The 21,976-nt window shown below is 68.9% G+C and carries 22 protein-coding genes and 1 pseudogene; 14 read left to right on the top strand and 9 right to left on the bottom strand.

The genetic code is table 11. The annotated features are described in order from the left end of the window. Nucleotides 1-46 precede the first annotated feature (46 nt). Both ABD830_RS07080 and ABD830_RS07075 read right to left on the bottom strand, forming a co-directional pair. Nucleotides 47-484 carry a hemerythrin domain-containing protein gene (locus ABD830_RS07080; protein ID WP_344985617.1) on the bottom strand — a complete coding sequence of 146 codons (438 nt, stop codon included), beginning with the start codon at nt 482-484 and terminating at the stop codon, nt 47-49. Beyond that, nucleotides 448-1,308 (bottom strand): alcohol dehydrogenase catalytic domain-containing protein, encoded by an 861-nt coding sequence (locus ABD830_RS07075; protein ID WP_344985616.1) that lies wholly within the window; start codon nt 1,306-1,308, stop codon nt 448-450. The genes ABD830_RS07080 and ABD830_RS07075 overlap by 37 nt, the downstream gene beginning before the upstream one ends. A 243-nt stretch (nt 1,309-1,551) precedes the next feature. Between ABD830_RS07075 and ABD830_RS07070 the strand changes: the two genes are divergently transcribed. Then, complete coding sequence (locus ABD830_RS07070; RefSeq protein WP_344987646.1) at nt 1,552-2,241, top strand: CBS domain-containing protein; 690 nt, start codon at nt 1,552-1,554, stop codon at nt 2,239-2,241. Nucleotides 2,242-2,415: 174 nt separating this feature from the next. Here the strand turns inward: ABD830_RS07070 and ABD830_RS07065 are convergent, their stop codons facing one another. Both ABD830_RS07065 and ABD830_RS07060 read right to left on the bottom strand, forming a co-directional pair. After that, nucleotides 2,416-2,841: a hypothetical protein gene (locus ABD830_RS07065; RefSeq protein ID WP_344985615.1), complete on the bottom strand. Its 426-nt coding sequence runs from the start codon at nt 2,839-2,841 to the stop codon at nt 2,416-2,418. Between the two features lie 272 nt (nt 2,842-3,113). Next, nucleotides 3,114-3,317: a hypothetical protein gene (locus ABD830_RS07060; protein WP_344985614.1), complete on the bottom strand. Its 204-nt coding sequence runs from the start codon at nt 3,315-3,317 to the stop codon at nt 3,114-3,116. Between the two features lie 30 nt (nt 3,318-3,347). On the opposite strand from ABD830_RS07060, the gene ABD830_RS07055 reads away from it, so the two are divergent. Beyond that, entirely contained in the window at nt 3,348-3,878 is a 531-nt protein-coding gene (locus tag ABD830_RS07055; RefSeq protein ID WP_344985613.1) for a transposase, read from the top strand. Nucleotides 3,879-3,906: 28 nt separating this feature from the next. Here the strand turns inward: ABD830_RS07055 and ABD830_RS07050 are convergent, their stop codons facing one another. Next, nucleotides 3,907-4,359 carry a hypothetical protein gene (locus tag ABD830_RS07050; RefSeq protein ID WP_344985612.1) on the bottom strand — a complete coding sequence of 151 codons (453 nt, stop codon included), beginning with the start codon at nt 4,357-4,359 and terminating at the stop codon, nt 3,907-3,909. 389 nt (nt 4,360-4,748) lie between these two features. Further along, nucleotides 4,749-5,708 (bottom strand): Acg family FMN-binding oxidoreductase, encoded by a 960-nt coding sequence (locus tag ABD830_RS07045; RefSeq protein ID WP_344985611.1) that lies wholly within the window; start codon nt 5,706-5,708, stop codon nt 4,749-4,751. Nucleotides 5,709-5,852: 144 nt separating this feature from the next. On the opposite strand from ABD830_RS07045, the gene ABD830_RS07040 reads away from it, so the two are divergent. The 12 genes and pseudogenes from ABD830_RS07040 (at nt 5,853) to ABD830_RS06985 (ending at nt 20,506) form a co-directional block, all read left to right on the top strand. Next, on the top strand, nt 5,853-7,229 hold the full coding sequence (locus tag ABD830_RS07040; RefSeq protein WP_344985610.1) for a cytochrome ubiquinol oxidase subunit I: 1,377 nt from the start codon (nt 5,853-5,855) through the stop codon (nt 7,227-7,229). Nucleotides 7,230-7,239: 10 nt separating this feature from the next. Then, complete coding sequence (cydB, locus tag ABD830_RS07035; protein WP_344985609.1) at nt 7,240-8,271, top strand: cytochrome d ubiquinol oxidase subunit II; 1,032 nt, start codon at nt 7,240-7,242, stop codon at nt 8,269-8,271. Between the two features lie 30 nt (nt 8,272-8,301). Continuing rightward, nucleotides 8,302-9,303: an Acg family FMN-binding oxidoreductase gene (locus ABD830_RS07030; protein WP_344985607.1), complete on the top strand. Its 1,002-nt coding sequence runs from the start codon at nt 8,302-8,304 to the stop codon at nt 9,301-9,303. 177 nt (nt 9,304-9,480) lie between these two features. Continuing rightward, nucleotides 9,481-10,650, top strand: a complete 1,170-nt coding sequence (locus tag ABD830_RS07025; RefSeq protein WP_344985606.1) for a globin domain-containing protein — start codon at nt 9,481-9,483, stop codon at nt 10,648-10,650. Between the two features lie 138 nt (nt 10,651-10,788). Continuing rightward, nucleotides 10,789-14,404, top strand: a pseudogene (locus ABD830_RS07020) (nitrate reductase subunit alpha). Further along, complete coding sequence (narH, locus tag ABD830_RS07015) at nt 14,404-15,954, top strand: nitrate reductase subunit beta (RefSeq protein WP_344985605.1); 1,551 nt, start codon at nt 14,404-14,406, stop codon at nt 15,952-15,954. The pseudogene ABD830_RS07020 and the gene narH overlap by 1 nt, the downstream one beginning before the upstream one ends. Continuing rightward, on the top strand, nt 15,951-16,616 hold the full coding sequence (gene narJ / locus ABD830_RS07010) for a nitrate reductase molybdenum cofactor assembly chaperone (protein ID WP_344985604.1): 666 nt from the start codon (nt 15,951-15,953) through the stop codon (nt 16,614-16,616). The genes narH and narJ overlap by 4 nt, the downstream gene beginning before the upstream one ends. Continuing rightward, entirely contained in the window at nt 16,613-17,305 is a 693-nt protein-coding gene (gene narI, locus ABD830_RS07005; RefSeq protein WP_344985603.1) for a respiratory nitrate reductase subunit gamma, read from the top strand. The genes narJ and narI overlap by 4 nt, the downstream gene beginning before the upstream one ends. 47 nt (nt 17,306-17,352) lie before the next feature. Further along, complete coding sequence (locus ABD830_RS07000; RefSeq protein ID WP_344985602.1) at nt 17,353-17,844, top strand: hypothetical protein; 492 nt, start codon at nt 17,353-17,355, stop codon at nt 17,842-17,844. Between the two features lie 175 nt (nt 17,845-18,019). Then, nucleotides 18,020-18,778 carry a DsbA family protein gene (locus ABD830_RS06995; protein ID WP_344985601.1) on the top strand — a complete coding sequence of 253 codons (759 nt, stop codon included), beginning with the start codon at nt 18,020-18,022 and terminating at the stop codon, nt 18,776-18,778. Next, a complete protein-coding gene (locus tag ABD830_RS06990; RefSeq protein WP_344985600.1) occupies nt 18,775-19,395 on the top strand; it encodes a vitamin K epoxide reductase family protein in 621 nt (206 codons plus the stop codon). Before ABD830_RS06995 ends, ABD830_RS06990 begins: the two co-directional genes overlap by 4 nt. A 133-nt stretch (nt 19,396-19,528) precedes the next feature. Next, a complete protein-coding gene (locus tag ABD830_RS06985) occupies nt 19,529-20,506 on the top strand; it encodes an Acg family FMN-binding oxidoreductase (protein ID WP_344985599.1) in 978 nt (325 codons plus the stop codon). 142 nt (nt 20,507-20,648) lie between these two features. Here the strand turns inward: ABD830_RS06985 and ABD830_RS06980 are convergent, their stop codons facing one another. Genes ABD830_RS06980 through ABD830_RS06970 form a run of 3 tightly spaced genes read right to left on the bottom strand, consistent with a single transcriptional unit; the run spans nt 20,649 to nt 21,772 of the window. Then, nucleotides 20,649-20,906 carry a BON domain-containing protein gene (locus ABD830_RS06980; RefSeq protein ID WP_344985598.1) on the bottom strand — a complete coding sequence of 86 codons (258 nt, stop codon included), beginning with the start codon at nt 20,904-20,906 and terminating at the stop codon, nt 20,649-20,651. Between the two features lie 6 nt (nt 20,907-20,912). Further along, entirely contained in the window at nt 20,913-21,107 is a 195-nt protein-coding gene (locus ABD830_RS06975; protein WP_344985597.1) for a CBS domain-containing protein, read from the bottom strand. Further along, nucleotides 21,092-21,772 (bottom strand): CBS domain-containing protein, encoded by a 681-nt coding sequence (locus ABD830_RS06970; RefSeq protein ID WP_344985596.1) that lies wholly within the window; start codon nt 21,770-21,772, stop codon nt 21,092-21,094. Before ABD830_RS06970 ends, ABD830_RS06975 begins: the two co-directional genes overlap by 16 nt. Nucleotides 21,773-21,976 lie beyond the last annotated feature (204 nt).

The following is a 21,976-nucleotide window of genomic DNA, read 5'->3' as shown; positions in this document are numbered from 1 at the left end:
ACCCCGCGGAGGGACTTTGGACCTGTCTTCCAGGGCCGTTCGGCCCTCAAGGAAGCCCGGCAGGGGTGATGCGGTCCCAGGCGGGGAGCGGCAGCATGATGACGGCCGCGGGGAACAGGCCGTGTTCCTCGTGATCGATGTGCTGGTGCAGCCTGTCCAAGGCCTTGAGCACGGCGTGCCAGTCGGGCGCAGCTCGGTCGATCGCCCCCAGTACCCCATGGATGTCGGCGTGCTCGGCGCAGAGCCGCTCCACCTCGTCAGCCAGGGATCCTTCCGCGCGTAGCTCGGCGAACAGCCCGCTCTCCTCGGTGGCGGTGTGCGGGAGCAGACGGTTGAGTAGCTCATCCAGGAGGGCTGCTGCGTCGCCATGCCGGTCCTCGTGGATGGCTCGGCGCAGGGCTCCCGCGCACTCGGCGATGTCCCAGTGCTCCTGGGACAGGCGGCCGATCAGCGGGAACTCCCTGCACCCGCAGTAGTTGCACATGGTGTGGTCCTTCCGAAGGCGCTCATCGCGTTGTCCTTGGGCAGTGAGACCAGCACCAGGCGGCCGCCGCGCCGCAGACAGGCGTGGGCCTGCTCCAGTACGCGGGGGTTGGCGGCCAACACGACGGCCACGTCCACCCCGCCCAGCGCCTTGATCTCCGCAACCGGGTCGCCGGTGGCGGCGTTGACCGTGTGCGCGGCACCCAGCTCCCGAGCCAGCCTCAGCTTGTCCTCGGTGACGTCGACCGCGATGGTCTGCGCACCGAAGATCTGCGCGTACTGCTGGGCGAGGTGGCCCAGTCCGCCGATGCCGAAGATCGCCGCTCGCTCGGACGGGCGCAGCCCGGAGACCTTGACGGCCTTGTACGTGGTCACGCCCGCACAGGTCAGTGGCGCGGCCTCGACGGGAGAGACACTCTGGGGGACCGGGACCACGTATCCGGCGTGGGCCACGGCGTACTCGGCGTGGCCGCCGTCGAGGGCGTAGCCGGTGTTCTGCTGGGACTCGCACAGGTTCTCGCGGCCGCTGACGCAGTATTCGCAGGTGCCGCAGGCGGAGCCGAGCCACGGGATGGCTACCCGCTCGCCCACCTCGCGGCCGGTCACCGCAGAGCCGATCTTCTCGATGACCCCGACGCCCTCGTGCCCCGGAGTGAAAGGCAGGGACGGCTTGACCGGCCAGTCACCGTGAGCGGCGTGGATGTCGGTGTGGCACAGGCCGCTCGCCTCGATGCGGACGAGCACCTGGTACGGCTCCGGCTCAGGGACAGGCAGTTCCTGGATCTCGAGGGGCTTGTCGAAGCCGGTCACGACGGCAGCGCGCATGCTCTTCACTCTCCTTTGGTCCTGTGCTCACCTTCGCCGTCGGGTGGCCCGGGAATCAGGGGCGAAAGTCCCGCTCCGCATGGTCGTTCGTCCTGTATGCCGGGGTCCTGTCGCGGAAAAGCACCCTGACCGAAGCTCCGGCATAGGGGACTTCCGGCCCTGTAGGCCGGCTTCGGAGCGATGGTGCCATGGCCATGCAGAGGAAGGGAGGAACCGATGGTGCGGATCAGTGTGAGAGACGTGATGACCACACATGTGGCCTCGGTGAGATCGGACATGCCGTTCAAGGACGTCGCCGAGCTGCTCGTGCGGCGCGGGGTCAGTGCCGTTCCCGTGCTGGAAGAGGACGGGCGGGTCGCCGGCGTGGTGTCGGAGGCGGATCTGCTGCGTAAGGAGGAGTTCCGGGAGCAGTACTACGGGGAGGACTATCGGCCCCGCCTGCGTGCCCGGTTGCGCCGCAGGCTCGCCGGGCGTGGTGAGGACGGACAGGAGAAGGCCGACGCAGCCACGGCGGCCGAGCTGATGTCGGCGCCGGCGGTGACGGTCGCGCCGGACACCTCCACCGTGACGGCCGCCCAGCTCATGGACGAGCACGGCGTCAAGCGCTTGGTTGTAGTGGACGAGGAGGAGCGGCTGATCGGCATCGTGAGCAGGCGAGACCTGCTCAAGGCGTACGTGCGCGACGACGCGGAGCTCAAGAGCTGGGTCGAGGAGGCCATCCCCGAGCAGGCCCGGTGGAACGACCACACCGGGATCGTGGTGCAGGTGCAGGACGGCATCGTGACGCTGTCCGGCCACACCTCGACCCGCACCGAGGCGGCGGCCGCGGTGCACATGGCCAAAGGGCTCGGCGGTATCGTCGGTGTCCGCGAGAGTCTCTCCTGGGAACGGGACGACCGGCTCGAGCTACCGCCGATCTGGGACCGAGCTTGAGGAGAGCGGTGACCGCCGTCGTCCGAGGGCATCGCCGTCCTAAGTGGTCCCGTTTTTAAGTCCGTCGGGGGTGGGGCCGTCAACGTTTGGCCGAGGTAGAGGCCGCAAGGGCGCAGTCGAGGGCTTCGGCCCGCTGGCTGCGCCGGAGCTCCAGCGTTCATGAGGACGCCCAACTCACAAAAGCTGTGCCCTAACGAATCCAGCCAGCAGTACGGCGAAGCCGCCGACCTCACCGACGATCAGAGAGACCATGAACGCGCTCGTGCCGCGTACGGGATGGCGCAACTGATTGTCAGTGTCACGACGCCAGCCGTGATAAACATAGGTCCCGATCGCGGCCACGAAGAAAAAGATCATGATCCCCGCCGCCGCCAGGTTAACCAACGACGGCCAGTCGCTCAGCGCGACGAACGCCGTGAGCAGCAGCGTCGCGAACGAATAGAGCAAGGCGGTTCGATGTGCGATGTCCACATAGGGGTGAGCCACGTGTTCCGCCGAGGTGGCCATCTGGCGGTATTTCCATACGCCCAGCAGCAACGCCAGCAGAAAGGTCAGGCCCGCCGCCAGCAGAACCATCTTGGCAGCCATGCTCAGCGCCACGACCGCGCGCCTCCATCCATGATCGGACAGTCTCTCCGGCAACTCGAACAAGCATGTACGAATTATGGTGGAGATCGTAGCACTGGGGCCTGAAAGTGATGGCGAACGCCTACCCGCGGAGGCTCGCGTGGGGCAGCGTGAATAGCCAAGGTTCGACTTCGAGGAGGACGCCTCGACAGTCCTCACGGCGAACGGCGCGCGTGTTTGAACCACCGACGAGGTAGCAGGCGTCGCAGGCCGTCCGCCCGGGTGCCGCAGCGGACGCACCGCCCTCACCCCGACGCCTCGACGGCCGCGACCATCCCCCGCGACTCGGCGACGGCCACCGCCGCGCGCACCAGCGCGGCCACGGCACGGCTGCGGGACCGCTCCGGCCAGGCGATCACCAGCGAGGCGGGAGGACAGTCCTCGACGGGGACGTACGCCACCGCCTGCCGGGGATACCGCGCGGCGACCGATCTCGGAAGCAGGGTCATCGTCGCCCCGAGGCCGACGAGCGCGAGCAATTGCGCGAGGTCCTGCACGCCGTGCTCGCCGATGTCGCGCTCCGCCCGTTCGTCGACCTCCTCCGGGCCTCGCCCAAAACCGGCATCATCCCGTTCATGGACCTGGTCGAGCAGGTCATGACGCAAGAACCGTACGCCTCGGCCCGGCGGGTGTTCTGGGTCGTGGACAACGGTTCCTCCCATCGTGGCAAGGCGGCCACCGACCGGCTCACCGCGCGGTTCCCCAATGGGGTGATGGTCCACACCCCTGTGCACGCGTCTTGGCTGAACCAAGTGGAAATCTTCTTCTCCATCGTGCAGCGCAAAGTAGTCACACCCAACGACTTCACCAGCCTTGACCAGGTCGAAGACCGGCTGATCGCCTTCGAGCGCCGTTACAACGAGACCGCCCGGCCCTTCAAATGGAAGTTCACCCCGGCCGACCTCGAGGACCTGATGGCCCGGATCGAGCGGCACGAACAGAAAGAGCGCCACTTCCAGCAGCTCGCTGGCTGCGGCCACCAGCCTGCCGCACTACCAGCAACCACGTGAAACCTTGAATGACTTACGAACTGGACCACTAAGCTATCCAGTCGTCACAGCGCGCCAGCCGAAGGCGCCGGCATCGGTCAGCAGCACCACCCCGGACAGCACTGCCGCTGAGGAGGGGTACCCAGGCGACGGCGGCCCTCGACGCCAGAACCAGACCGCCAGCGCCGAGCCGGGTGAGGAGCACGCCGGGCACGGCGATGCCCCAGCCCATCCAGACGGGCGCCAACGCGATGAAATGCACGCCGACCGCCGTTGCCACCCAAGCCACGTTGGCCTGTTGAGGCCTTCTCCAGGCGGCCAGCACCCGAAGGCCGCCGAAGAGCAGGATTGCCTCCGCGGCGACGACGATCAGGTGGTCACGGCTGAACACGTTCCGCTGCTGCCTCGTGGCGGGCCGTTGCCTCCGGGCTGTGGCGAACCACATGCCGATGACGCTCGCGGCCGCCAGACAGGCGGTTGCCCGTAAGAGGTTGACGGTCACGGCGTTGAGCGGGCTCTGTGCGTTCACGACGACGAAGCGGCTACTGTCCGCTTGGGTCTTGAGGCGAGAACGTGGTCGGCTTGGCACTGCCATACCGTGCTGCGCAGGTAGGCGAGTACCGCCGCACCCGCCGGTTGTCGTCAGGGGTTTCGGGCAACTCGGGCTTGGCGAACATGCTGGCCACGTCTCCTTCGCGACGCCTTTCCCCAAACACGGGCCCAACGGAACATTCAGGCCCGACGGTAACTCCTCGAACGCCGTGTACGCCCTGACATGGTCATCAGATAAAGACCCCACAGGCGCGGGCGACAACGGTAGACATATCGCCGATCACAACAAAAGCGAAGATCAGCGCTAGATGTCCGAATCTCAGGCTTGAACCGTCGCCGTCATGCCTCCAGGGTCGCCAGTTCGGTGGCGGGGCGGCGGGGGCTGCGGGCCACGTATGGTCCGTACCCGAACCGGATGATCATTTGCGGGTGGCCGCGCCGGTGGTACGGATCCCGGCGGTGGCGCATGTCGCGTAGGTCGAGCGGCTGGTTCAGGAACGACGCCGACAGGCCGTGCCTGGTCGCGAGCAGCAGCAGCCGTTGCAGGGCTTGGCCTGCGCGCAGCCAGTCGAGGGGCCGGTCGCCCGGCGTGGTGAGCACTGCGAGTTGGGGGCGTTCTTCGAAACGCGCCGTCGTCTGGTGCCGCCCGAAATCGCGTACCGGCGCGGGTTCGCGTGCGGGGCGCGGTCCCAATGCGTAATCGGGTAGGCCGTCGAACCGCGCGCCCGGCATGGTCCACGCGGCCACCTCGGCTCGGTAGGCGTGATCGCAGGCCAGCTCGTCCTCGGCCATGGCGGCGTACTCGAGCGTTTCGGCCACGCTGTCCGGGTCAAGGAGGGTCAGGCCGGCGCCTTCCCGGGAGGCCGCGATACGCAGATCGTCCAGCACCCGCGGTGGTATGGGCCGGGAGGTGAACGGCAGGCGGCAGGTGCGCCGTACCGGGATGAGGTCGTACATGTCGAGTTGCTCGGCGGAGGCGGGTGCCGCAGGTGTCATGCGCAGGGCCGCCAGCAGGTCGGGCTCCTCCTCGGGGTTGGGCAGCAGCCAGACCTGCGGGCGCTGCCCAGCCGCCCGGGCGGCCAGACGCAGGTTGAACAGGGCGGCCCCGCAGCTGACGATCTGGGATCGGCCGCGCGGATCGCTCACTCGCAGCCGCCTGTCCTGGTCGGCCAGCAGTTCGAGGAACTCGCGGCCGGCCACGTGGAAGCGCCACGGCTGGGTGTTGTGCACCGACGGCGCGTGACCGGCCGCGACGAGCAGCCGCCCGATGCCGCGATCGGTGGCGAGTGCAGGGGACATGACACACCTCCCGCCGCTGACGCTGCCGCACCGGGGCTGTGAGGCGTCAGGGCCGGATGGCTCCGGGACAGGTGCCGAAGGTCCCTTGAGGACGGGGACGCTCGACTCTACGAGATCGCGGGGCCGTGATCGACGCTGTCGACCATGGATGTCTTGGACCTTTCGCGCTGGCAGTTCGGCATCACGACCGTGTACCACTTCCTGTTCGTGCCGCTCACGATCGGGCTGTCGATCATCGTGGCCGGGTTGCAGACGGCCTGGTACCGGACGAAGAAGCCGGAGTACCTGCGGCTGACCCGGTTCTGGGGGCGACTGTTCCTCATCAACTTCGCGATGGGCGTGGTGACGGGGATCGTGCAGGAGTTCCAGTTCGGGATGAACTGGAGTGACTACTCGCGCTTCGTCGGTGACGTGTTCGGCGCGCCGCTGGCCATGGAAGGGCTGATGGCGTTCTTCCTGGAGTCCACTTTCCTCGGACTGTGGATTTTCGGCTGGGACAAGCTGTCGCCGAAGCTCCATCTGGCCACGATCTGGGTCGCGGCGATCGGCACCAATGTCTCCGCCTACTTCATCCTCGCGGCGAACTCGTGGATGCAGCACCCGGTCGGCTACCGCATCAACAACGGCAGGGCCGAGCTGACCGACATCTGGGCCGTGCTCACCAACCCCACCACGCTCGTCACCTTCCCCCACGTGATCTTCGGCGCATTCCTGACCGCCGCGGCTTTCGTCCTCGGCATCAGTGCCTGGTTCCTGCTCCGCAAGAGGGACGTCGATCTCTTCCGCACCTCCGCCCGCCTGGCCCTGGTCGTCAGCCTCGTCTCCGCGATTGGGGTGTCGTTCTCCGGCCACTGGCAGGCGCAGATCATGACCGAGCAGCAGCCGATGAAGATGGCCGCCGCCGAGGCCCTGTGGGAGGACGAGAGCGCGGCCGGGTTCTCCCTGTTCGCCGTCGGCGACGTCGAGAACGGCCGCAACCACGTCAACCTGCAGATCCCGTACGGCCTGAGCCTGCTGTCCACCAACACCCTGCACGGCAAGGTCGAGGGCATCAACGACATCCAGGCCCGCTACCAGGCTCTCTATGGGCCGGGCGACTACCGGCCGGTCGTCGGCCTGGCGTACTGGTCGTTCCGGCTGATGATCGGCTTCGGTGCGCTGGCGGCGCTGCTGGCGCTGGCCGGCCTCTGGCTGACCCGGCGCGGCCGGCTGCCCGCGGGGCGCTGGGCCTACCGCCTGGCCATCGCCGGGATCGGCCTGCCCTTCCTGGCCAACACCATGGGCTGGATCTTCACCGAGATGGGCCGCCAGCCGTGGACCGTCTTCGGCCTCATGCGCACCGCCGCGGCGGTCTCCCCGGGAGCCGACGTCGCCTCGGTCGCCATCACGCTGGCCGGCTTCACCCTCGTCTACGCCGTGCTGGCGGTCATCGAGGTGCGGCTGCTGCTGAAGTTCATCCGGATCGGGCCGCACGAGCAGGCCGCCGAGCCCGAAGCCGCCCTGCCCGCCCTGAGCTACTGAAGGACCCGCCATGGAACTGACCACCGTCTGGTTCGTCCTGATCGCCGTGCTGTGGACCGGCTACTTCGTGCTGGAGGGCTTCGACTTCGGTGTGGGCATTCTGCTGCCGTTCCTGGGTCGCGCGGAGGCGGAGCGGCGCACGATCGTCAAGACGATCGGCCCGGTGTGGGACGGCAACGAGGTGTGGCTGCTGGTGGCCGGCGGGGCCACGTTCGCAGCTTTCCCCGAGTGGTACGCGACCCTGTTCAGCGGCTTCTACCTGCCGCTGTTCCTCATCCTGCTGGCCCTGATCGCGCGCGGGGTGGCACTGGAATACCGCAGCAAATCCGACAGCACGCGCGGCTGGGACCGGACCTTCTTCTGGGGCTCGCTCGGCCCGGCCTTCCTGTGGGGCGTCGCCTTCGCCAACATCGTGCGCGGCGTGCCGCTGGACACCAACCACGAGTACACCGGCACCCTGCTGACGCTGCTCAACCCGTTCGCGCTGTTCGGAGGGCTGGCCACGCTGCTGCTGTGCACCCTGCACGGCGCGATCTTCCTGGCCCTGCGCACCACCGGTGAGCTGCGCCTGGGTGCCTCGCGCATGGCCAAGAGCCTGGCCCCCGTGACGATCCTGGTCGTGATGGCGTTCCTGCTGGCCGCGGGCGGTGGCGGCAGGCCGGTCTGGTGGGCCGCTGTCGCGCTGGTCGCGCTCGGCCTGATCGGCGCCCTGGCCGCGACGATGCGCGGCCGCGACGGATGGGCCTTCACCGCCAGCGCGCTCGCCGTGGTCGCGGTCGTGGCCGCGCTGTTCACCGGGCTGTGGCCGAACGTGCTGCCGGCCCTCGACCCGGCCAACAGCCTCACCGTGACCAACGCCGCCTCCACCCCGTACACGCTGACGGTGATGACGTGGGTGGCGGCCGTCTTCACGCCCGTGGTGCTGGCCTACCAGGCCTGGACCTACTGGGTCTTCCGCCGTCGCCTCACCGGACCGTCCGACGTGCCCGTTGGCCCGCCGGACGTGGGACCTTCGTCTCTGATGCCGGTTGACGGCCGGTGATGTGCTGGATCCAGCAGGAGGTGGATCGCCATGAGCACCCGTACGGCACAGCAGAACGCCCTCGCCATCCACGCGGCACTGAAGGCCGCCGCCTGGGCGCCGTCCGTCCACAACACCCAGCCGTGGACGTTCGCCGTCTCCGGCGAGGAGGTCAGCGTACGCGCCGACGCCAACAGGAAACTACGCTTCAGCGACCCCGAGGGCAGGCAGCAGCTGATCAGTTGTGGGGCCGCGCTGTTCAACCTCACCACGGCGCTGCGCTGCCACGGGTACGAGCCCGTGGTGCGGGTCCTGCCCGACCCGGACCGGCCCGCGCTGCTGGCCACGGTACGGCTGGGCGAGGGCAGCACACCTGACGAGCACACCGCGGCGCTGAACGCCGAGATCGAACAGCGCCGGACCCATCGGGCGGCCTTCACCGATCTACCCGTCCCGGACCGGCTGGTGGAGACGCTGATCCAGCAGGCGGCAGCCGAAGGAGCCAGGCTGACGCCGGTGCGCGAGCCGGAAGCCATACGGGTCATCGCCTCGCTGACCCACGCCGCCCAGAACGCGCAGTCGCAGAACCGGCTGCTCGCCCTCGAGGTCATCCGCTGGGCCCGCCCGCCGGGCAGCGCCCGCACCGACGGCGTGCCCGCCGACGCCTACCCCGCCGAGCACGTCCTGATCCATCCGCCCTTCGCCCAACGCGACTACGCCTGGCGGCATGACTGGGGCACGACGGCCGGCCAAGCCGCGTCGACCTCCACCGGAGTCGTGGCCCTACTCACCACCCCCGGCGACACCCGCCAGGAATGGATCGCCGCGGGACAGGCCCTCCAACGGGTTCTGCTGCACGCCAGCGCATACGGGGTGAGCGCTGCCTTCCACACCCAGGCGCTGGAGACAAACCATCTGCGGGAGTTCCTGCGCGAGGAGCTCTGCTTCGGAGAGTACCCGCAGATGATCATGCGGCTTGGCATCACGTTCGACACCAAAGGCGCGGTCCGCCGCCCGCTGTCCGACGTTGTCGAGTCCGCTTCTCTGCCGTAAGGGCCCAGCTCGGAGCTCCAGGGACGAAAGTCCCTCAGCCACGCTTCCCGATTCGGGACTTTCGGCCCCGAAAGTGCGGACGTTTGCCCAGATGATCCGTCTGCTCCGGTTCCTAGTGTGATTCGCGGGCCCACTGAGTCTCTCGGGCCTCATGTCCCCTTCTGTCCGGAGGTTCCCATGCTGTCCGCGGATTCAGCCGCGATCGTCCGTGCCACGTTGCCGGTCGTCGGCGCCTCGCTCGACGCCATCACCGCGCGGTTCTACGAGACGATGTTCGCCGAGCGTCCCGAGTTGCTGGACGGTCTCTTCAACCGCGGTAACCAGGCCAACGGCGAGCAGCGGAAGGCGCTGGCCGGGTCCATCGCCGCATTCGCCACCATGCTCCTGAACCACCCCGACCAGCGGCCAGACCAACTGCTCGCCCGCATCGCCCACAAGCACACGGCCGTCGGCGTGACCGACGACCAGTACGTGATCGTGCACAAGTACCTGTTCGGCGCCATCTCCGAGGTGCTCGGCGAGGCCGTCACCCCGGAGGTGGCCGCGGCCTGGGACGAGGTGTACTGGCTGATGGCCGGTGCGCTGATCGCGATGGAGGCCCGCATCTACGCCGAGGCCGGCGCCCGCAACGGGGTTACGTGGCGGCAGTGGCGGGTGGTCGCCCGTCGGGAGGAGACCCCCGACGCGGTGTCGTTCCTGCTGCGTCCGGTCGACGATGCCCCGGTCCCGCCCACGCAGCCCGGTCAGTACGTCAGCGTCCGCCTCCGGATGCCTGACGGGGTGCATCAGCTGCGCCAGTACACGCTGTCCAGCGCGGACGGGGACCGGTTGCGCAGGATCACCATCAAGCGTGTGGATGGCGATCCGGCCGGTGAGGTGTCCACGCTGCTGCACACCACCGTGCGGGTGGGCGACGAGCTGACTCTGTCGGCGCCCTTCGGCGATGTGACGCTGGAGGACGGGGACGAGCCGCTTGTGCTCATCTCTGCGGGCATCGGCTGCACGCCCATCGTGGCGATGCTCGACCACCTGGCCGCCACGGGCTCGCGCCGCCGTGTCCTGGTGCTGCACGCCGACCGCTCACGGGCCGAGCACGCGCTGCGCGAGGACATGCTGCGGCTGGCCACCGAGCTGGTCTTCTGGTACGAGAGCGGTGCGGCCGCCCCGGACCGCGAGGGCCTGATGGATCTGGACGGCATAGACGTTCCGGCCGGGGCTGTGGCCTATCTGTGTGGTCCGGTGCCGTTCATGCGTGACATGCGCGCCCGCCTGCTGAAGGCGGGGGTGGCGGCTCGCGACATCCACTACGAGGTCTTCGGCCCCGACCTGTGGCTGGCCGCCGACTGATCCCGGGCCTATCGGGCCCGGGACAGGGGACTTTGGTCCCTGCCGCGAGACGGGCGGTGAGCCCGAATCTTGAGCCATGTCCACTTTTGACCATGGGGCGGGAGAGATTCTGTGACTGATATCGATGCGGTGCCCGGCATGGGGCCGTTGCTCGCCGCCCGTACGTTCTTCACCAAGTCGGAGGTGTCGGCCGACGGGCGTACCCTCCACCAGATCGACCCGAGCGGCTGGGACCGCTTCTACCGGGACCGGTGGGCGCACGACAAGGTGGTGCGCTCGACACACGGCGTGAACTGCACGGGCTCGTGCTCGTGGCAGGTGTTCGTCAAGGACGGGCTGATCACGTGGGAGCACCAGGCGACCGACTACCCGTCGGTGGGGCCGGAGTCGCCGGAGTACGAGCCGCGCGGCTGCCCGCGTGGCGCGTCCTTCTCCTGGTACACCTATTCGCCTTCGCGGGTGCGGTACCCGTACGTGCGGGGTGTGCTGCTGGAGATGTGGCGCGAGGCGAAGGCCCGGCTGGGCGACCCCGTGCGGGCCTGGGCGGAGCTGACCGGCGATCCCGAGGGGGCGCGGGCGTACAAGCGGGCTCGCGGCAAGGGCGGGTTCGTGCGGTCGAGCTGGGAGGAGGTCCTCGAGCTGATGGCCGCCGCGCACGTGCACACGATCAAGGAGTACGGTCCTGACCGGGTGGTGGGGTTCTCGCCGATCCCGGCCATGTCGATGGCGTCGTTCGCGGCCGGGACGCGGTTCCTGTCGATGATCGGCGGCACGCTGCTGTCGTTCTACGACTGGTACGCCGACCTGCCGATCGCATCACCGCAGGTATGGGGCGACCAGACGGACGTGCCCGAGGCGGCCGACTGGTGGAACTCCCGCTACCTCATCATGTGGGGCTCCAACATCCCGGTCACCCGCACGCCGGACGCGCACTTCATGACCGAGGCCCGTTACCAGGGCACCAAGGTCGTCGCGGTCAGTCCCGACTACGCCGACAACGTCAAGTTCGCCGACGACTGGCTGGCTCCGCACCCCGGCACGGACGGCGCGCTGGCCATGGCGATGGGGCACGTGACGCTGACCGAGTTCTTCCGGGACCGCCAGGTCCAGTACTTCACCGATTACGTCCGCAAATACACCGACCTGCCGTTCCTGGTGACGCTCGAGCAGCGCGGCGACGCGTACGTGCCGCGCCGCTTCCTGACCGCCGCCGACCTGGGGGAGCAGAGCGAGAACGCCGAGTTCAAGACGGTTTTTCCTGGACGAGGGGAGCGGCGCGGCGGTCGTGCCGAACGGGTCGCTCGGGTTCCGCTGGGGCCAGGAGGGTGAGGGCCGCTGGAACCTCGACCTGGACGGCGCCGAGCCCAAGCTGACGCTGCTCGGGGGCCGGGCGGTCGAGGTCGACCTGCCGCGCTTCGACGAGGGAGCCACCGAGGGCGGCTCGGTCATGCGCCGCGGCGTGCCCGTGACCGAAGTGGGAGGCAAGCTCGTCACGACGGTGTTCGACCTGCTTATGGCCCAGTACGGCGTGGCCCGCGACCTGCCGGGCGAGTGGCCGGAGTCGTACCTGGACGCCAGCCAGCCATACACGCCGGCGTGGGCGGAGGAGATCACCTCGGTGCCCGCCGCGACGATCGCCAGGATTGCCCGCGAGTTCGCCCGCAACGCCGAGCACACCCAGGGCAAGTCGATGATCGCGATGGGCGCAGGCACCAACCACTGGTTCCACTCCGACCAGATCTACCGCGCCTTCCTGACGCTGGTGCTGCTGACCGGCTGCCAGGGCGTCAACGGCGGCGGCTGGGCGCACTACGTGGGCCAGGAGAAGGTCCGGCCGATCACCGGCTTCCAGCACCTGGCCTTCGCCTTCGACTGGCAGCGGCCGACGCGGCACATGGCCGCGACCGCGTTCTGGTACCTGGCCACCGACCAGTGGCGTTACGAGCAGTTCGGGGCGGGTGAACTCGCCAGCCCGCTCGGCTCCGGCGCCTTCGACGGCAGGTCGTTCGCCGACTGCAACGCCCAGGCCGCGCGGCTCGGCTGGCTGCCCTCGCACCCGACCTTCAACCGCAACCCGCTCACCCTCGCCGATGAGGCGGCCGAGAAGGGGGTGCCGGTGGCCGAGCACGTCGTGAACGAGCTGAAGTCCGGACATCTCCGCTTCGCCGCCGAGGACCCTGGCGACCCCGCCAACTTCCCCCGCGTGCTGACCGTGTGGCGGGCCAACCTGCTCGGCTCCTCCGGCAAGGGCAACGAGTACTTCCTGCGCCACCTGCTCGGCACCGACGCCGAGACCCGCAACCATGAAGGCGTCCACCCGGCCGAGGTGACCTGGCGCGAAGAGGCCACCGACGGCAAGCTCGACCTGCTCACCGCGATCGACTTCCGCATGACCTCCACGGCGCTGTTCTCCGACGTCGTGCTGCCGGCCGCCACCTGGTACGAGAAGCACGACCTGTCCTCGACCGACATGCACCCGTTCGTGCACGCCTTCAACCCGGCCATCGCGCCGCCCTGGCAGACCCGCGCCGACTACGACGCCTTCCTCGGCCTGGCTGACCGCTTCTCCGAGCTGGCCGCCCGCCACCTCGGCAAACGCACCGACGTCCTGGCCGTCCCGCTCGCCCACGACACCCCCGACGAGCTCGCCCAGCCCGGCGGCCGGGTGCGCGACTGGAAACACGGCGAATGCGAGCCGATCCCCGGCAGAACCATGCCGAAGATCATTACGATCGAGCGCGACTACGCCGCCGTCGGCGAGCGCATGCGCTCCGTCGGGCCGCTCTTCGCCGAGCTGGGACTGACGACCAAAGCCGTGACCTACCGGGTCGGCCCGGAGCTCGACTACCTGGCCGGCAAGAACGGCACCACCAGCGAAGGACGCGTCTCGCTCGCGACGGCCGACCGCATGTGCGAAGCCATCCTCGCGCTGTCCGGCACCACCAACGGCCGCCTGGCCACGCAGGGCTTTGAGACCCTGGAGCAGCGCACCGGAACAGAGCTGGCCGATCTGGCCGCCGAACACGAAGGGAAGCGGATCACCTTCGCCGACACCCAGTCCAGACCACAGCCGGTGATCACCTCGCCCGAATGGTCCGGGTCGGAATCGGGCGGTCGCCGCTACTCGGCGTTCGTCATCAACGTCGAACGGGACAAGCCGTGGCACACGCTGACCGGCCGCCAGCAGTTCTTCCTCGATCACGACTGGATCATCGAGCTGGGGGAGCAGCTGCCCGCGTACCGGCCGCCGCTCAACATGCGCCGCCACTACGGCGAGCAGGGCGACGGGAACGGAGCCGAGGTCACCGTCCGCTACCTCACCCCGCACTCGAAGTGGTCCATCCACTCCGAATACCAGGACAACGCCTACATGCTGGCCCTGTCGCGCGGCGGGCCCACCATCTGGATGAGCGTGGAGGACGCCCGCAGGATCGGGGTCGCCGACAACGACTGGATCGAGGCGTACAACCGCAACGGCGTGGTCGTGGCCCGCGCGGTCGTCTCGCACCGCATGCCTGCCGGGACCGTGTACATGTACCACGCCAAGGACCGCAACGTGAACGTCCCGCTCACGGAGAAGTCGGCCCGGCGCGGCGGCGTGCACAACTCGCTCACCCGGCTGCTGCTCAAGCCCAGCCACCTCATCGGCGGGTACGCGCAGTTCACCTACGCCTTCAACTACTACGGCCCGACCGGCAACCAGCGTGACGAGATCACGGTGATCCGCCGCCGGACCCAGGAGGTCGATTACTGATGCGCGTTCTCGCCCAGGTGGCCATGGTGATGAACCTGGACAAGTGCATCGGCTGCCACACCTGCTCGGTCACGTGCAAGCAGACCTGGACCAACCGGGACGGCGTCGAGTACGTCTGGTTCAACAACGTCGAGACCAAGCCCGGCGTCGGCTACCCCAAGCGCTACGAGGACCAGGAACGCTGGCACGGCGGCTGGCAGGTGGACCAGCGGGGGCGGCTCAAGCTCCGCGCCGGCGGCCGGATCAAGCGGCTGCTCAACCTGTTCTCCAACCCCGACCTGCCGGACCTGGACGACTATTACGAGCCCGCCACCTACGACTACGACACGCTGATCAACGCACCCGCCGGCCCGCACACTCCGGTCATCCGCCCGAAGTCGGCCATCACCGGTCAGGACATGGCCATCACCTGGGGTGCGAACTGGGAGGACGACCTGGGCGGAGCTCCCGAGCACGCCCCGGCCGACCCCAACCTGGCCGCGATGGCGGAGAAGGTGCGCATGGAGTTCGACAAGACCTTCATGTTCCACCTGCCGCGCATCTGCGAGCACTGCCTCAACCCGGCCTGCGTGGCAGCCTGCCCGTCCGGCGCGATGTACAAGCGGGAGGAGGACGGCATCGTCCTGGTGGACCAGGACCGCTGCCGCGGCTGGCGCATGTGCGTCTCCTCGTGCCCGTACAAGAAGGTGTACGTCAACCACAAGACCGGCAAGGCCGAGAAGTGCACGTTCTGCTTCCCCCGCATCGAAGCGGGGCAGCCGACCGTGTGCGCCGAGACCTGCGTCGGCCGGCTGCGCTACATCGGGCTCATCCTGTACGACGCCGATGCCGTCCTGGACGCCGCCCGGGTCGCGGACCCGCGCGACCTGCTCGAGGCCCAGCGCAAGGTCTTCCTCGACCCCGACGACCCCGCGGTGACCGCCGCCGCCCGCGCCGGCGGCATCAGCGAGGACTGGATCGAGGCCGCGCGGCGCTCGCCCATCTACCGGCTGGCCATGCGCTACCGGGTGGCGCTCCCGCTGCACCCGGAATACCGCACGCTGCCCATGGTCTGGTACATCCCGCCGCTGTCCCCCGTGCTCGACGCCGTGACAGGGACGGGCGCCGACGCCGACGACCCGGACAACGTCTTCCACGCCATCACCGACCTGCGCATCCCGCTGGAGTACCTGGCGAGCCTGTTCTCGGCCGGGGACACCGAGGTCGTCGCCGGGGTGCTGATGAAGCTGTCAGCCATGCGCGCGTACATGCGCGCCCGCACCATCGACGGCACCGTGGCCACCGACCTGCTGGACGCCGTGGGGATGACGGCGGCCGACATGGAGGAGATGTACCGTCTGCTGGCCATCGCCAAGTACGACGAGCGCTACGTCGTGCCCGCCGCACACCGCGAGGACGCCGCCGCCCTGGCCGCCCAGGCGGACGGATGCAGCCTCGACGGCGACGGCGGGCCGGGCATGAGCGAGTTCCACCCGCCCGGCGTGACCGGGCGGCGCGGCGACGGCCGCATAGGGCTGAAGCTCTTCGTCGGAAGGGGAGGCACGGCATGAAGCTCCTCGCCCGGCGCGAGTCCGTCACGTTCGCCGAGCCCGCTGATCGCGCGGCCCTGCTGCGGCTCGTCTCCGTCCTGCTGCAGTACCCCGACGCCGGCCTGCTCGCCGCCCGTGACGAGCTGGCCGAGGCCGTGAGCCGGTTGCCGGAGTCGGCGGCGCGTGGGTCGCTGACTCGGTTCCTCGTCTGGTTCGGTGACACGGAGCCGATGGCACTGGCCCGCGCCTACGTCGAGACGTTCGACCTGCGCCGCAGGTCCAGCCTCTATCTCACCTACTACCTGCACGGCGACACCCGCCGCCGCGGCATGGCCCTGCTCACCCTCAAACAGCGCTACCGGCTCGCCGGACTCACCCCACCCGAAGGCGAACTACCCGACTTCCTGCCCGTGGTCTGCGAATTCGCCGCCCTGGCCGGACCCGCCACCGGCGAGGCGCCGCTGCGCCAGCACCGCAAAGGCCTCGAACTCATCCGCACGGCCCTACACGACAGCGGCTCGCCCTACGCGCTGGTCCTCGACGCCCTCTGCACCGAACTGCCCGACCTGTCCGCGGCCGAGCGCGCCGCCGTCACCGACCTCGCGCTGGCCGGACCGCCCGCCGAGGAGGTCGGCCTGGCGCCGTTCGGACCACTGATGAACGAGACGGAGGTGCTGCCGTGAACGTCGCGCTGTGGGTCGTCATCCCCTACATCGCTCTGACGATCTTCGTTGTGGGCCATGTCTGGCGCTGGCGCGTCGACCAGTTCGGCTGGACCACCCGCACCACCCAGATACTGGAAAGCCGGATCCTGCGGCTCGGCTCGCCGCTGTTTCACCTCGGCGCCTTCGCCGCCATCGGCGGTCACGTGCTCGGCCTGCTCGTCCCCGCATCGTGGACCGAAGCGGTCGGCGTCGATGAGCAGCTGTACCACCTGGTGTCGGTGAGTGCCGGGACCGTGGCAGGGCTGATGGTGGTCGCGGGGCTGGGGCTGCTGCTGGCCCGCCGGCTCACCAGCCCGCGGGTGCGCCGCACCACCACCCGCGCTGACAAGGTCCTGTTCGCGGTCCTGACGGCGGTCATCCTGCTGGGCCTGACCGCGACCGTGGGCAAGAACCTGCTCGGCGGCGGCTACGACTACCGCGCCACCATCGCCGTCTGGTTCCGCGGCATCCTTACCCTGCGCCCCGACCCGGACCTGATGGCCGACGTGCCACTCATCTTCCGGCTTCACGCCATGTCGGCCTGGGTGCTCGCCGCGATCTGGCCGTTCACCAGGCTCGTCCACGTCTGGTCGGCGCCCATCGCCTACCTGTGGCGCCCCTACGTCGTCTACCGGCGGCGCACCCCGCTCAAGGGAGCGGCTCGATGAACATCCGCGGCCCGGGCCCGATGCCACATCGCACGAAGGAGTAGGACATGAGCGTTGTTCGAACGACAGCGGTGGTCCTGCTGGGCGCCGCCGGTGCCGCGATGATGGCGGCAGGTCCGATCATGGCCGCGCGGGGAGTAAAGGCGCGCGCCGAGATCAAGACGGAACTGCGCGGGCAGGCGATCAGCTTCCCAGGCAAAGGGCTGCCCAATGACCTCGCTGCCTATCAGGGCCAGGCGGTCCTGACGGGCTCACAAGCCCGCGCCTTCGCCCAAGTGATCGGAAACAACGTGCTGATGGCGACGGGCGGTCGGTCGTATGGCGAGATCAGCGCCGAGCTGCACGCCGCGGGCGGCGACGACGAGAAGCTGGAGGGGCTGCGGCAGACCGCCTTCACCGGCCAGATGCTGCGTGCCTCCCTGCTGAACGCCTACCAGGCCTGGCAGCTCACCACCTTGGTCATCGGCCTGGGCGCACTGCTGACCATGACCGGCGTCGCTCTGCTCGCCGCAAGCATCACGCTCGCCCTCGCCACCTGACGATGCGACTCGCGGGTCCCGACGCCTGCTGCGGGCCACGTACGACACCGCGCCGCCCCGCCAGGCACGTACCGGATCACCGATCACGCCGGCGACGCCCGACACAGGACCAAGGCCCACATGGTTGGCACCCCCGGCCCTGCACCCCATCTTTGTCCAGCGAGGAATCGAGGCCATGAGCATCGAGGCACGAATCAAGTCCCGCGAGCTACGCAACGCCCGAGCCGTCGCCGAGCGGCGCAGGAAGAAGCGCACCTGCCTGATCGCCGTCGGCGGCGGGCTGATCATCGTGGGGCTGTTGGTCGCCATCGTGATCAGCTTGATCAGTGCGGCGGGTAACGGCAGCTCCCCGGCGTCGCAGAGGGGCAAGGCCCCGGCGATCGCGACGGTCGGCGGGGCGTTGGGCCTGGGCAACGCGGCCGCGCCGGTGAAGCTCGAGGTCTACCTCGACTACATGTGCCCGTACTGCGGGCGGTTCGAGCAGGCCAACAGCGGCGCGCTGGACCGGATGGCGGCCGACGGGACGGTGCGGCTGGAGCTGCACCCGCTGTCGTTCCTGGACCAGGCGTCCAGCGGCGCGAAGTACTCCACGCGGGCGGCCAACGCCGTCGCCACCGTCGCCGACCGGGCGCCCGGCAAGGTGCTGGCGCTGAGCACGGCGCTGTTCACCAATCAGCCTGAGGAGGGTAGCCGCGGTCTGTCCGACGAGGAGATCGCCACGCTGGCCCGCAATGCCGGGGTGCCGGCGGATGTGGTGGCCGCCTTCGCCGGCCGCAGCTTCGAGCCGTGGGTCGCGGCCTCGACCGAGGCTGTGCTCGACTCAGGGATCTCGAGAACGCCGACCGTGAAGATCAACGGCAAGGTGTTCGAGGGCGACCTCTACACTGCGGGCCCGCTGATGGCGGCCGTGATCGCAGCCAAGGGCCAGTGGTGACCACGGTCCTCCCTCGCCTGCACGCGCTCCGGCACTCCAACGCATGGATCTTCGGGACCATGCTGTTCTCGGCGTGCCTCAGCCTGACCGCGTCCTTCGTGTTGTCGATCGACGCGGTACGCCTGGCGGCCGACCCGGGTGCGGACCTGTCCTGCAACATCAACAGCGTCGTCAGCTGCGGCACGGTCGGCAGCTCCTGGCAGGCGCACCTGTTCGGCTTCCCGAACGCCTTCCTGGGGCTGGTGGCCGAGCCGGTCGTGATCACGATCGCGGTGGCGAGCCTGGGCCGGGTGCGGTTCCCGCGCTGGTTCATGTTCGCGGCGCAGGTGGTCTACACGCTCGGCCTGATCTTCGCGTACTGGCTGTTCTTCCAGTCCATGTACGTGATCGGCGCACTGTGCCCGTGGTGCCTGCTGGTGACCATGTCCACGACGCTGGTGTGGTCGACCCTGACGCACGTGAACGTCCGCGACGGCAACCTGTTCCTGCCCAGGCGAGTACAGGCGGCACTGACCAGGGGCATCGACGCCGACCTGGACGTGATGGCCGTCACGATCTGGATCCTGGTCGTGGTCCTGGCCGTCGTGCTCAAGTACGGCTGGACGCTGTTCGGCTAGCGTCATGTCACGGTCGGCATGCCCGTGTTCGGTATCAGCGGGGCCGACGTCCATAGGAAGAGGGACCTCCGCCCCTGACCGTGGCGGCCTCCGGGTGCTGAACTAGGTGTGAGGATCCATGGAGGTGAGAGCCATGGCAATGGGTTCGGTCAAGCATGCGCTGGACGCCGCGATGGATGCCGCGCGCTGGGCGCCTTCCACGCACAACACGCAGCCCTGGACCTTCTCGGTGTCCGAGCAGGAGATATGTCTGCGGGCCGATCCGGACAGGAAGCTGCGCGTCGAGGACGTCTCGGGGCGGGAGATGTTGATCAGCTGCGGTGCGGCCCTGTTCACCATGCGTACGGCGATGAGCTGCGAGGGCTTCGAGCCTGTCGTGCGCGTCCTGCCCGATCCGGATCGCCCGTCGTTGCTCGCCACGCTACGGCTGGGTGCCGAGGTACAGGCGGACGAATCGATTCATGCTCTGGGTGGCGAGATCGAGCGGCGCCGCACGCACCGGGCGGGCTTCGCCGATGTGCCGGTGCCGGATGCGCTTGTCGAGAAGCTGGTCCTGGCAGCCGCGGATGAGGGGGTCAAGCTGACGCCCGTTCGTTCTGTCGAAGCGGTCAGTGTGATCGCCGCACTTACCCAGGCCGCGCAGGGCGTGCAGGCCCAGGACCAGCGCTTCAGCCTCGAGGTGATCCGCTGGGCAAGGCCACCGGGCAGTAGCCGCACGGACGGGGTGCCCGCCGAGGGCTATCCCCGTGAGGCGGCGCGTACCGAGCCGCACTTCCCGCAGCGTGATTACGCCTGGGGGCATGACTGGGGGAGCCAGACGGACCAGAGAGCCTCCGCGGCGACCGGGGTCGTGGCGGTGCTCACGACGCGGGGGGACAGCCGCCAGGACTGGATCGATGCCGGGCAGGCGCTGCAACACGTGTTGCTGTACGCCTCGGCGCACGGCGTCAGCGCCGCCTTCCACACCCAGGCGCTCGAGATGGAGTTGCTGCGCGAATTCATGAGGCAGGAGCTCTGCTCAGGGCAATACCCTCAGTTGATCATGCGCCTGGGTGTCACCTTCGACGACAAGGGATCGATGCGCCGGCCCTTGTCCGAGATCCTCTGGTGAGGACCCAGGACTGCCGGTCTGCGGCGGCCAATCCCGCAGCACCCGATCGCAGACGTCGTATACGCCCGAAGCTGCTGGGCTCGCGCCCCAAATCAGGTCAGAACCGGTCGCCGCCGGACAACGGAGGCCTCGCGCATCCAGATCAGGCCCCGCCCCAGACGACAGGGAGATCGGCGATGTCGTCGTGCTTCCACTTGAGCTCATCGTGGACGGCCACCACGCTGTCGATGCGCTCGATCATGCGAACCACGACGATGGCATGGCTGCGCTCGTCGTACCTCCCCGACAGGGTGACGACGGCGTCGGCCACGGTGATGCGGAGGTCGGTGACGTCGCCAGGGACGGCTTGGACGGCTTCCCGAACCTGGCGCTCGATGTCCGTGGCGGGGCGGAGGAACACTTTTGATCAGGTCATGGCAGCTGACAGATCGAACTCGCTGACCACGCCGACCAGGCGGTCGCCGTCGTCGACCACCAGAGCGGCGGTGATGTCATGGCCATACAGGACCCGGACGGCCTGCCGCACCGGGTCGGCGGGGCGGACTGTGATGGCCGGGCTGCTCATGACCTCGCGCACGAGCATGGCTACCTGGCTTCCCACGCGGAGTCGTCGTGTTTCCAGGTCAGCTTGTCGACCACGTCGACGACGCCGTTGACGCGGCCGGTCATGCGGACCGCGATCCCCGCCTCGGTGCGGCGGTCCATCTGGCCGTACAGCGTCACCACGCCGTTGTTCACCGAGACGGTGACGCCGGAGGTGTCCACCCACAGGCTGCGGTCGAGGACATCGTCGCGGATCTCGGCGGCGATCTCCTCATCGCTTCGCACGAACAGCTTGACCAGGTCACGGCGGCTCACGATGCCCACCAGACGGCCGTTGGGTGCGACGACGGCGAGTCGCTTGACGCGGCGGGCGTCCATCAGGCGGGCTGCGCCGACGGCCGACGCCGTGGGGGAGACGCTGATCGCTGGACTGGTCATGAGGTCGGCGGCGGTGTCGCCGTTGGCCTTCTGGCGGCTCTTGGGGTGGCGGAGCCGGGCGCGTAGCGGGGGCCGGTAGCCCTCGCGGTAGAACTCCTCGCGGAATTCCTCCTTGCGCAGCAGGTCAGCCTCGGAGACCATGCCGATCACATGGTTGTCGTCGTCGGTGACCGGTACGGCGCTGACGCCGCCGGTGATGAGCGTTTGAGCGATGGCCTTGAACGGGGTGGCGGCGGTGACGGAGAACACTTTCCTCGTCATCACATCCGCGACGGTCACTCGCATGACTGCCTCCTATTGATTGCTCTCATCACATCTCCCAGACGGTCCGGGAAGTAGGGACGTAGGTCCCGAGCAGGACAGTCGTTGGTTGGTCAACGCAGTGGGCGCACCCGCCGTACGGCCCTCGCCTTGAGGCCGAAGGTCCCTGCTCACCGAGCCGCGGATACGAGAGGTTGGTGAGCGCCTAAACGATCTACCGCGATACAC

Source organism: Nonomuraea helvata (genome assembly GCF_039535785.1).
Lineage (GTDB): Bacteria > Actinomycetota > Actinomycetes > Streptosporangiales > Streptosporangiaceae > Nonomuraea > Nonomuraea helvata.
Note: the sequence above shows the minus strand (reverse complement) of the source record. Positions and strands in the feature narration are given on the sequence as shown.

Excerpts from the sequence above, each read along its gene's own strand:
- ABD830_RS07080 (WP_344985617.1), bottom strand. The coding sequence starts at position 484 with ATGTGCAACTACTGCGGGTGCAGGGAGTTCCCGCTGATCGGCCGCCTG.
- ABD830_RS07075 (WP_344985616.1), bottom strand. The coding sequence starts at position 1,308 with ATGCGCGCTGCCGTCGTGACCGGCTTCGACAAGCCCCTCGAGATCCAG.
- ABD830_RS07070 (WP_344987646.1), top strand. The coding sequence starts at position 1,552 with ATGACCACACATGTGGCCTCGGTGAGATCGGACATGCCGTTCAAGGAC.
- ABD830_RS07060 (WP_344985614.1), bottom strand. The coding sequence starts at position 3,317 with ATGACCCTGCTTCCGAGATCGGTCGCCGCGCGGTATCCCCGGCAGGCG.
- ABD830_RS07045 (WP_344985611.1), bottom strand. The coding sequence starts at position 5,708 with ATGTCCCCTGCACTCGCCACCGATCGCGGCATCGGGCGGCTGCTCGTC.
- ABD830_RS07040 (WP_344985610.1), top strand. The coding sequence starts at position 5,853 with ATGGATGTCTTGGACCTTTCGCGCTGGCAGTTCGGCATCACGACCGTG.
- cydB (WP_344985609.1), top strand. The coding sequence starts at position 7,240 with ATGGAACTGACCACCGTCTGGTTCGTCCTGATCGCCGTGCTGTGGACC.
- ABD830_RS07030 (WP_344985607.1), top strand. The coding sequence starts at position 8,302 with ATGAGCACCCGTACGGCACAGCAGAACGCCCTCGCCATCCACGCGGCA.
- ABD830_RS07025 (WP_344985606.1), top strand. The coding sequence starts at position 9,481 with ATGCTGTCCGCGGATTCAGCCGCGATCGTCCGTGCCACGTTGCCGGTC.
- narH (WP_344985605.1), top strand. The coding sequence starts at position 14,404 with ATGCGCGTTCTCGCCCAGGTGGCCATGGTGATGAACCTGGACAAGTGC.
- narJ (WP_344985604.1), top strand. The coding sequence starts at position 15,951 with ATGAAGCTCCTCGCCCGGCGCGAGTCCGTCACGTTCGCCGAGCCCGCT.
- ABD830_RS07000 (WP_344985602.1), top strand. The coding sequence starts at position 17,353 with ATGAGCGTTGTTCGAACGACAGCGGTGGTCCTGCTGGGCGCCGCCGGT.
- ABD830_RS06995 (WP_344985601.1), top strand. The coding sequence starts at position 18,020 with ATGAGCATCGAGGCACGAATCAAGTCCCGCGAGCTACGCAACGCCCGA.
- ABD830_RS06985 (WP_344985599.1), top strand. The coding sequence starts at position 19,529 with ATGGCAATGGGTTCGGTCAAGCATGCGCTGGACGCCGCGATGGATGCC.
- ABD830_RS06970 (WP_344985596.1), bottom strand. The coding sequence starts at position 21,772 with ATGCGAGTGACCGTCGCGGATGTGATGACGAGGAAAGTGTTCTCCGTC.